At 52.3% G+C, this 9,312-nt stretch carries 8 protein-coding genes, 6 tRNA genes and 1 rRNA gene; 6 read left to right on the top strand and 9 right to left on the bottom strand.

The window, feature by feature from the left end; all coding sequences use genetic code 11:
* Positions 1 to 69 precede the first annotated feature (69 nt).
* Entirely contained in the window at positions 70 to 1,074 is a 1,005-nt protein-coding gene (locus NQZ67_RS11165; RefSeq protein WP_257445448.1) for a glycosyltransferase family protein, read from the bottom strand.
* A gap of 224 nt (positions 1,075 to 1,298) precedes the next feature.
* Here NQZ67_RS11165 and NQZ67_RS11170 point away from each other — a divergent pair, with 224 nt between their 5' ends.
* The 6 genes from NQZ67_RS11170 (at position 1,299) to NQZ67_RS11195 (ending at position 7,480) form a co-directional block, all read left to right on the top strand.
* Positions 1,299 to 2,399 carry a UDP-N-acetylglucosamine 4,6-dehydratase family protein gene (locus NQZ67_RS11170; RefSeq protein ID WP_257445485.1) on the top strand — a complete coding sequence of 367 codons (1,101 nt, stop codon included), beginning with the start codon at positions 1,299 to 1,301 and terminating at the stop codon, positions 2,397 to 2,399.
* A 28-nt stretch (positions 2,400 to 2,427) separates the two neighbouring features.
* A complete protein-coding gene (locus NQZ67_RS11175; protein ID WP_257445450.1) occupies positions 2,428 to 3,456 on the top strand; it encodes a Rossmann-fold NAD(P)-binding domain-containing protein in 1,029 nt (342 codons plus the stop codon).
* The gene (wecB, locus tag NQZ67_RS11180) at positions 3,392 to 4,483 is read left to right on the top strand and encodes a non-hydrolyzing UDP-N-acetylglucosamine 2-epimerase (protein WP_257445452.1); all 1,092 of its coding nucleotides are present in this window, start codon (positions 3,392 to 3,394) and stop codon (positions 4,481 to 4,483) included. Before NQZ67_RS11175 ends, wecB begins: the two co-directional genes overlap by 65 nt.
* Positions 4,476 to 5,462 (top strand): polysaccharide biosynthesis protein, encoded by a 987-nt coding sequence (locus NQZ67_RS11185; protein ID WP_257445453.1) that lies wholly within the window; start codon positions 4,476 to 4,478, stop codon positions 5,460 to 5,462. The genes wecB and NQZ67_RS11185 overlap by 8 nt, the downstream gene beginning before the upstream one ends.
* A 15-nt stretch (positions 5,463 to 5,477) precedes the next feature.
* A complete protein-coding gene (locus NQZ67_RS30610) occupies positions 5,478 to 6,701 on the top strand; it encodes a glycosyltransferase (protein WP_257445455.1) in 1,224 nt (407 codons plus the stop codon).
* A gap of 62 nt (positions 6,702 to 6,763) precedes the next feature.
* Positions 6,764 to 7,480, top strand: a complete 717-nt coding sequence (locus NQZ67_RS11195; protein ID WP_257445457.1) for a glycosyltransferase — start codon at positions 6,764 to 6,766, stop codon at positions 7,478 to 7,480.
* Between the two features lie 22 nt (positions 7,481 to 7,502).
* On the opposite strand, the gene pdaA is transcribed toward NQZ67_RS11195, so the two are convergent.
* The 8 genes from pdaA to NQZ67_RS11235 all read right to left on the bottom strand — a co-directional run.
* Entirely contained in the window at positions 7,503 to 8,276 is a 774-nt protein-coding gene (gene pdaA / locus NQZ67_RS11200; RefSeq protein ID WP_257445487.1) for a delta-lactam-biosynthetic de-N-acetylase, read from the bottom strand.
* Between the two features lie 219 nt (positions 8,277 to 8,495).
* Positions 8,496 to 8,572 (bottom strand) — tRNA-Pro (locus NQZ67_RS11205).
* 6 nt (positions 8,573 to 8,578) lie between these two features.
* Positions 8,579 to 8,653, bottom strand: a tRNA-Gly gene (locus NQZ67_RS11210).
* 6 nt (positions 8,654 to 8,659) lie between these two features.
* Positions 8,660 to 8,735 (bottom strand) — tRNA-Thr (locus tag NQZ67_RS11215).
* Between the two features lie 7 nt (positions 8,736 to 8,742).
* A tRNA-Glu gene (locus NQZ67_RS11220) sits at positions 8,743 to 8,817 on the bottom strand.
* A gap of 26 nt (positions 8,818 to 8,843) precedes the next feature.
* Positions 8,844 to 8,931: transfer RNA gene (locus NQZ67_RS11225), tRNA-Ser, on the bottom strand.
* Between the two features lie 6 nt (positions 8,932 to 8,937).
* Positions 8,938 to 9,013 (bottom strand) — tRNA-Asn (locus NQZ67_RS11230).
* Positions 9,014 to 9,146: 133 nt separating this feature from the next.
* A 23S ribosomal RNA gene (locus tag NQZ67_RS11235) occupies positions 9,147 to 9,312 on the bottom strand; the annotation flags it as partial.

The following is a 9,312-nucleotide window of genomic DNA, read 5'->3' on the forward strand; positions in this document are numbered from 1 at the left end:
TTTCACTTGACCCTATGAAGCTCCGGAATTGGCGGCCCTAGCCTTGCCTTCCCAGGAGCTTTTTTCTTATTACAGCTTACTGTAGATCTCAAGCAGCTCCTGCGCTATTTTCTCCGGCGAATGGTGCTTGACCGCGTACTCGCGGCCTTCTACGCCCAGCCGGTACCGCTCCTCCGGATGCTGCAGCAGGTGCAGCAGCGTTTCTTCGATCGTATCCGGATTCGCCGAGACGACGGGCAGATCCGCCGGATACCTCTCCCTCAGATCGTCTCTAATATACGTGATAACCGGCTTGCCGTGCAGCATGCTTTCAATGGACAGGATCGAATAGACGCCAAGGCACAGCTGGTCCACGATAATGTCCGCATCCTTGTACAAGGCCATAGCTTCGGAATGAGGCATATTCTGCACCAGCCTGAAATCAAAATCCGCCTTGGTCTTCAATTGTTCGATTGCCGCGCACACGAATTCGGTCCCCTTTAAGTAGGGTTCGCTTGGCGCATGTACGATCAGCGGCCTGGTGGAATCAACGGCTGGGTAATGAGGAACGATGCCCTCATGGTCCACGACATACCTGATAATATGAACGTTCTCGAAATACTCATTTACGTATTCGAATATTTCGTAGTCCGGTACGATGACGTGCTCGAAGTGGGCCGACAGCTTCTTCAGTCTCTCTTCAATAGCGGCTTCATCGGTCAGCTTGACCCGGATATATGGATTGTTGGTTTCGGCGATCGAAAGCCTTCGGACCTCGGAGCCCCAGAAATTCATGATCTTCTTCTTCCCCTCCAGCAGCGGTAGATCGGGATATTGATAGCTGTTGGAGAAGGTCAATCCACCATGAAAGTGGAAAAGGTCGTACTGCTGCAGCGCCTCCCGCGCAAAGTGATCCATGGCCGATATACGCTTAGCGCCGTATACATGGGCAATAGGCGAACGAATGTCCGTCGGATACTTATAGACACTTTCCCCATAAGTGCAGAACGATGCTTGAACGCCGGCTTTCCGGAGCGCTAACGCTTGCGAGCTCATCTGCCCTGCCGGATTATACGGCAAATGAAGTACTTTCATTGAACTGCCTCCTCTAAGAAGCTTTATCGGCTTCCTTCTCCCATCATATCTTTATTTTCGGGAATCGAAACGGCAGTTACCTACGCATAAACAAGCTTTATTATGGAAGCATTTGGCTTTCATAATCCCTTTCTTGTTCAAGGCTGCCATCCAAGCACTCTACCATTTCGCACATATACTATGACCATAGTGAGCTAGGAGAGGAGTGAGAGATATTGCGCAAGGTGGACATTGACGCGCTCGATGTGAGCCGGCTTCTGGGCAGGCAAAGCGTCAAGGCTGCGAGTCCCGGCGCCGTCCAGTACTTAATGGGCAGCGTCGTGCTGATTACGGGCGCCGGCGGTTCTATCGGTTCCGAGCTGGCGCTTCAGGTCGCGGCGCAGCGGCCGAAGAAGCTTCTATTGCTTGGGCATGGGGAAAATAGCATTTTTTCGATAGATATGATAGTGAGAGAACGCTTCCCCGAGCTTGCCGTCGAGAGCATCATCGCGGACATTCAAGACCGGAATCAAATGAATGAAGTATTCCGGTTGCACCAGCCGGAGCTCGTCTTTCATGCCGCGGCCCACAAGCATGTGCCCTTGATGGAGAAGAATCCGCTGGCGGCTATTCTGAACAACGTCTGGGGAACGAGGAACGTCGCCGAGATTTCGATGCAATATGGGGTGAAAAAATTTATTTTCATCTCCACGGACAAAGCCGTCTATCCGGCCAACGTAATGGGCGCGACGAAGCGCGTCAGCGAAATGATTATTCAGCAGTTATCCGAGAATAGCCAAACGCAATTTGCCGTCGTTCGCTTCGGCAACGTGCTCGAAAGCCGAGGGAGCGTCATTCCCATATTCAAAAAACAATTGGCTGAAGGCGGACCGCTCACGGTGTCCCATCCGGACATGGTGCGATACTTTATGTCGATTCCGGAGGCGGTTCATCTCGTGCTCCAGGCCGGCGCTCTGTCCAAGGGCGGCGAGATCTTTATCCTGGACATGGGCGAACCCGTTAATGTGCTCGAATTGGCGAAAGCGCTGATCCGGCTTGCCGGTCTGGAGCCCGAACGCGACATTCCGATCACATTCATCGGGATCCGTCCGGGAGAGAAGGTCAAGGAATCGTTAACCTATGACGAAGAAATCGTCTCGCCCAGCTCGCATCCGAATATTTCCGTCATTATACCGAAGCCGCTGAACACCGAACGGCTATTGCAAGACTTAGAGCAATTAGAGAACTTGCTTCCCCGGCAATCCGATGCTGTCATGGCCGTGCTCGAGAGAATCATAGCTAACGGACAACAAGATTCGCCTTTGGGGATGATCGGCTCTGAATAACGAACAAGCAGATTGGAAGCAGCCGATTATGAACATGTTGTCTGAAGCTGCGGCAAGCCGAAGACTGTCCATCGTGATGATAGGCACCACCGCGCGGGCGGATAACCCGCCCCTTATTATCGCTCCCGTCAGGGAGTCCAGCCGTTTCGTGGCTTGCGCGTTCATTATTCGGCATGCCGAGCAGCTCGCCCAGATTTGCTCGTTCGCGGACGGGAAAGCCGATTATCTCTTCATCGACGCGGAGAGCAAATCGCCCGATGCCGCCAGCTTTGTATCGCTTGCCCGATCACTTGCCCGGAAAAGCAAGGTCCGAACCTACAAAGGCAACGATGTAACGGCGCTCGCCTGCGACCTGTTGATCAGCAGCTTGCTGCCGGATGTATCCGGAGCGCGAGCCGCAGTCATCGGCGCGGGCAATCTGGGGACCAAATCGGCCCTTGCGCTTGCCGAACGAGGCGCTCACGTCAATATCTGCCGGAGAGACGACAAAGCCCCGCTGCTGGCCGAAGCGCTGAACGCCATTAGCGGCAAGCATACCCAAGGGAAAATTATAGCAGCTTCCAATCCCTTGGCCGCGGCCGAAGGAGCTCGAATTCTAATCGGCTTTACGCAAGGGTATCCCGTTCTAACCGCCGAGATGATCCGTTCGTTATCGCCGCATGCGCTCATTATCGACGGCGGGATCGGCACGCTCCATGAGGAGGCCGTACATGAAGCGAACGCGCGCGGCCATCTTCTGTACCGGTTAGATGTCCGGATCGCGTTTGCCCATATCGTCGACGGCATCTTATCCACGGAGCAATTTATCGAGAATACTTCCGGCCGCGAACGCCGAGACGGCCGTTACTACGTCGCCGGCGGCGTAATCGGCATGAAAGGCGATATGGTCGTGGACAGCATTCGCCACCCTAAGTTCGTGATCGGAATCGCCGACGGCAAAGGCGGGATCGACCGCGGCAACCAGCCAGCCCGAAAGAAAGGAGCTACCGATCATGAAAGTAATGACGATTATCGGGACGCGGCCCGAGATTATCCGTCTAAGCCGAATCATACCTAAGCTGGATCAGCTCGCATCCAAGCATGTGCTTGTGCATACGGGACAGAACAAACAACCGTTCCTGAACGACATCTTCTTTAGCCAGCTGCAGCTTCGTCAGCCGGATTATAGGATCGATCTGCCGAGCTTCTCATTCGGCGGGCAAATCGGCAGCCTATTCCCCGAGGTGGAATCCATTATCCGCCAAGAACAGCCGGACCGCGTGCTCATCTTGGGAGATACGAACAGCGCCCTCTGCGCTCTTCTTAGCGAGCGGATCGGCGTACCGGTCTATCATATGGAAGCAGGCAACCGCTGCTTCGACCCCCGCGTTCCGGAAGAGATGAACCGCAAGGTTATCGATACCGTCTCCTCCTTTAATCTTCCCTACACGAGAGGAGCGCGTGACAATCTATTGAAAGAAGGTATACCATCCACTCGAATATGGGTATCCGGCAATCCCATTTACGAAGTGATCGAGCATTACAAGAAGCCCATAGAGGCAAGCGATATACTAAATCATTTGCAGCTCGTATCGAACAACTATATCCTTGTCACGGCGCACCGGGCGGAGAACGTCGATCATGAGTCAACGCTTCGGAGCATTATGGACGGACTTCACAGAGTTGCGGATGAGCTTCAGATTCCGGTTATTTGCAGCGTCCATCCTCGAACGAAAACGAAGCTGGATGCGTTTGGCGTCGCTATAGCTAATCCGCTTATTCGCCTGTATGAGCCGTTTGGTTTCTTCGAATTCGTGAAGCTGCAAGCGAATGCGCGCTGCGTCGTAACAGACAGCGGAACCGTGCAGGAGGAAAGCTGCATACTCGGCGTACCCAGCGTCATTATTCGGCGTAGCACGGAGAGGCCGGAGACCGTCCTTTGCGGAAGCAGCGTCGTATCGGGCATCGAATCCGACCGTATTGCGGATTGCGTCAAGCTCATGTCCGCCGGACGGAAGGCTTGGGTCAGTCCGGAAGGCTATTTGGACCCCGATGTTTCCGTGAAAGTCGTGAATATGGTATTGGGAGGACTTCATCATGTTTAAAGACACAACGATTCTGATCACCGGGGGCACCGGCTCCTGGGGCCAAGAGCTGACTCGCAAGCTCCTGCCCTTCCGGCCGAAGGAAATACGAGTCTTCTCCCGCAACGAATTTGCGCAGGTTCAGATGCAGCGCTCATTCGATCATCCCGATCTGCGCTTTGTCATCGGCGACGTCAGGGATCAAGAAGCTGTGACGGACGCTTGCCGGAACGTCGACTACGTCTTCCATTTGGCTGCTCTAAAGCATGTTCCCGTATGCGAGCACCAGCCCGACGAAGCGCTCAAAACAAACGTAATCGGAACGGAAAACGTCATACGGGCAAGCATCCAGCACGGCGTCAAAAAAGTCATCGACGTATCCACGGATAAAGCGGTCGATCCGATTAACTTCTACGGCATGACCAAAGCGTTTGCGGAGAAATTGATGATCCGGGCCAACTCGTTAAGCGAAACGACGCGCTTCGTCTGCGTCAGGGGAGGCAACGTGCTCGGCACGCAGGGCAGCGTTGTCCCCTATTTCAAAAGCCTGCTGCAGCAGAAAAAAGACATTCCTCTCACCTCGCACGAAATGACGCGTTTCTTCTTGACCGTCTCCGAAGCCATCGATCTGCTTCTGAAGGCCTCGATCGATTCCGTTGGCGGAGAAATATTCGTCATGAATATGAAGGCCTGCAAAATTGATCAACTGGCCGAGGTGCTTATCGAGCGGTTTTCGGACGGCAGCTCGAAGATCAAAGAAACGGGCATACGCCCCGGAGAGAAGCTGCACGAGGTTCTGGTGTCCCATTACGAAGCGGAGCGTACTTATCAGTACGGCGGGCAATATTTTGTAATTTTGCCGGAGGAGCCTTCACGGCAGCTCATCGACAAGTATTCGGCTTTGGCCAAAGCCGGGTTTCCTTCCTATCAGTCCAATCTTACGATTTTGCCCAAAACCGAAATTAAACAAATGCTGCAAGACGGAGGCTTCTACGACTAAGAAGGAGGATTTACTGTGCAACAAACAAGCTCAAAGCCTCATGTCTGTATGCTCGTGCTCCAACATCCGTTTACGGACGCTCGAATATTCAAGAGAGAGGCGATCAGCCTTGTGAAGCTGGGCTATCAGGTTACCCTGGTTGTCCCGCGCAACCGTGCGGGATATATGTACGATATCGACGGAACTCCGTTCACCGACCGGTTCCTGGAACAGGAATTCGTGCATGAATCGGTTAGGGTCGTATCCTATACGCCCCGTATGCCTCAGCAGGCCCATATGGACAAAGCGATTCGGAACGGCAGTCATATTTACTTCGAAGACCCCTTATATAAAGTCGGATTGGCGCAAGAAGCGGATATATACCATGCCCACGAATACCACTCGCTGTATTCGGGAATCGGGATCAAGCGGGCGCTTAAACAATTGAAAGGCAAGTCGGTCAAACTTATTTATGACAGCCACGAAATTACGGAAGGCGATAAGGTGCCGATCTTGAAGAGGATGCTTCCGGAGGTCGATACGGTCATTACGGTTTCCGACGCGATGTCGGTTTGGTACAACAACGCGCTGCCATCCTTGCCGGTCGAGGTGATCTATAACTCTCCCCCGCTCTCCGATACGTACGCGCCGGCTCCTGCTGCGAAGGATACTTTCGTCGCTTGCTACGAAGGGTATATGCACAAGGACAAAGGCAGCAGCGACAAGCTATTCGGTATTACGGAAATATGCAGCCAATCCTTCGACTTCCGCTTCAAAATATTAGGCGGCAAAGCCGGCGCCCCGATCGATTTGCCGGCGGCGGTACAAGACCGAATCGAACTATGCGGCTGGGTAAATTACAAGGATATTCCAAAATATATGTCGGATGTGGACGTAGGCTGGATCGACTACGATATTCAAGCTTCCACCACGCCGCTTAACTACAGCATCGCGCTGCCGAACAAGTTTTTCAGCTACTTGAACAACGGCGTGCCGGTTGTCGTAAACAATTGTCCGGAGATGGCCCGCGTCATCCGGAAATTCGATTGCGGCATCGTCATCGATCACGCCACACCTACAGCCGCCCATTACGCCGAATGCTTCGATCAACTGCGCAAGGATCGGAAAAGGCTGCAGGTCTTGAGCGAAAATGCCCGAAACATGATGCGGGATCATTTCTGCTGGGAGCATATGGAGCAGCGTTTAGGTCGCTTGTATGACGGTCTCGCGCAACAAATTGTAGGATCACCGTCCTCGTAGAGAATATGAAGAAAGGAGGCTGATCTCCTATCGCTACTGACTACGAGCCGCTCGTCTCTATTGTGATCCCGACCTATAATTGTCCCTATATCGCATCCTCTATCGAAAGCGCGCTGGCTCAAAGCTATCCCCGCACGGAAGTCATCGTCGTCAACGATGGCTCCACCAAGCATATAGAACGAATCAAGCCTTATCTCGACCGTATCCGCTATATAGAGAAAACGAATGGCGGAACCGGCAGCGCCTTAAACGAGGGAATCAGGCAAGCGCGCGGAGACTATTTCTCTTGGCTTAGCTCCGACGATCTTTATTCGCCTGACAAGATTGCCAAGCAAATACGTTTTATGCTCTCCGCAGATGCGGCCGCCAGCTACACCGCATTTGAGTTTATCGATGAACAGGGCCACATCACGGGGCGCCATGGCACGCGCTTTGCCTCTAAGCAGCAGTTTTACGAGGCGATGCGCGGCGGCAACGTTATTAACGGATGTACGGTTATGCTCAAGCGGGACATTTTCGATACAATCGGTTTATTCGATGAAAATCTCCGATGTACGCAGGACTACGATCTTTGGTGCCGCATTATCCCCATACACGATTTTTATTATTTGGACGAACCGCTTGTTCAATATCGGATGCACGACAATATGAGCACGAAGAAGCTTACCGGTACGCTGGCGGCGGAGCGCGATCTCGTCAGGCAAAGATACCAAGAAATGTTCGCCCGGTTGATTCATCAGTCCAACACTGAAAAACCGCGAAAGCCTCCTAGGGTATAGGAGGCTTTCGAACTTTCAGCCGTTAAGGATTTAACTTATCCGGAACGATTGGCGATTGATTGTTTGCTTGCAAAGCATCAAGACTTCTAAATTCGTAGCCCTGTCTTCTTGCTTCGTCAATAATGCTGCCGAGCGCGTCGGCATTGTCCTGCGACACCGAATGCAGCAGGAGAATCGCGCCGGGATGCAGCTGCTTGGTTACTTGCTGGAACGCATAGGATGCTCCCTTCTGCGCTCGAACATCCCAATCCTTATAGGCGATAGACCAGAATACGCTGGTATAACCCGCGTTTTTGCTCGTCGCTAACACTTTTTCGTTAAATATGCCTCTCGGCGGTCGCAGATAAAACATGTTTTGCTGTCCTGTAATGCTCTGAACTTGCTCCTTCACTTTATCCAATTCGATCTTGATCGATTCTTCGGATAATGTCGTCATGTCGGGATGGCTCCATGAATGATTGCCAATAATGTGGCCCTCCGATGCCATCCGCTTCAACAATTCAGGCTGATCCTTCACATAATGACCCGTAACGAAAAACACCGCTGGCACTTGTTTTTCTTTGAGAACATCCAAAATTTTAGCGGTTAAGCCATTCTCGTAACCATTATCGAACGTCAGGAATAGCTCTTTGCGAGTGGTGTCGCCCAAGAAGAGAGCACCATGCTTCGTGACAATCGGCTTAAAGCCTTCTTGATCAATGGACGGCAGCTTCCCCTCCACGCTTTTCTTGAAACCAAAATGATAAGCATTCGGCTCCGCTTGTGCGGATGAACCTCCTGCAGCAATGGCCAGCATTGTCGCAAACAGAAGGGTTGCAGCACGTTTGCGGTAGTTCCTGAACAAGGATGCACATTCCTCTCTCGTGTGGATTCTGGACAACCAGTATGTTTATACTATTGCCCGAACCGACCTAAATCATGACAGTAGCGGACACAAAAAGAAAAACCACCAACTCGGAGCTTATCGCTCTCCAATTAGTGGTTCTCGTTATGTATATTTCATCTAATTTAAAAATGGTCGGGACGACACGATTTGAACATGCGACCCCCTGGTCCCAAACCAGGTGCTCTACCAAGCTGAGCTACGTCCCGAGTGAATGGAGCGGAAGACGGGAATCGAACCCGCGACCCTCGCCTTGGCAAGGCGATGCTCTACCGCTGAGCCACTTCCGCTTAGGGTGGTGCCGCCGAGAGGACTTGAACCCCCAACCTACTGATTACAAGTCAGTTGCTCTACCAATTGAGCTACAGCGGCATAAAGATGGTGACCCGTAGGGGATTCGAACCCCTGTTACCTCCGTGAAAGGGAGGTGTCTTAACCCCTTGACCAACGGGCCGTATTCGATCAATGAAATAAGTACTACGGAGAAGGAGGGATTCGAACCCTCGCACCACTTACGCAGTCTAACCCCTTAGCAGAGGGTCCCCTTGAGCCACTTGGGTACTTCTCCAGGAAATGGCTCCCCGAACAGGACTCGAACCTGTGACAACTCGATTAACAGTCGAGTGCTCTACCAACTGAGCTATCAGGGAATATGATTCAATGTTTGCACATTGAAAACTGGATACGAAAGTTTTAGCTGAATGATCTTTATGCTGAATTTGGGGCCCCCGCAAAGTAATCGGAATACTCCTCGAAGCCTACGCTTCACTTTGTGGGGTATCTTAGGATAAGCCCTCGACCGATTAGTATTCGTCAGCTCCACACGTTGCCGTGCTTCCACCCCGAACCTATCAACCTCGTCGTCTTCAAGGGGTCTTACTAATTGGGAAATCTCATCTTGAGGGGGGCTTCACGCTTAGATGCTTTCAGCGCTTATCCCGTCCGTACT

The organism is Paenibacillus soyae (genome assembly GCF_024623455.1).
GTDB classification, from domain to species: Bacteria; Bacillota; Bacilli; order Paenibacillales; family Paenibacillaceae; genus Pristimantibacillus; species Pristimantibacillus soyae.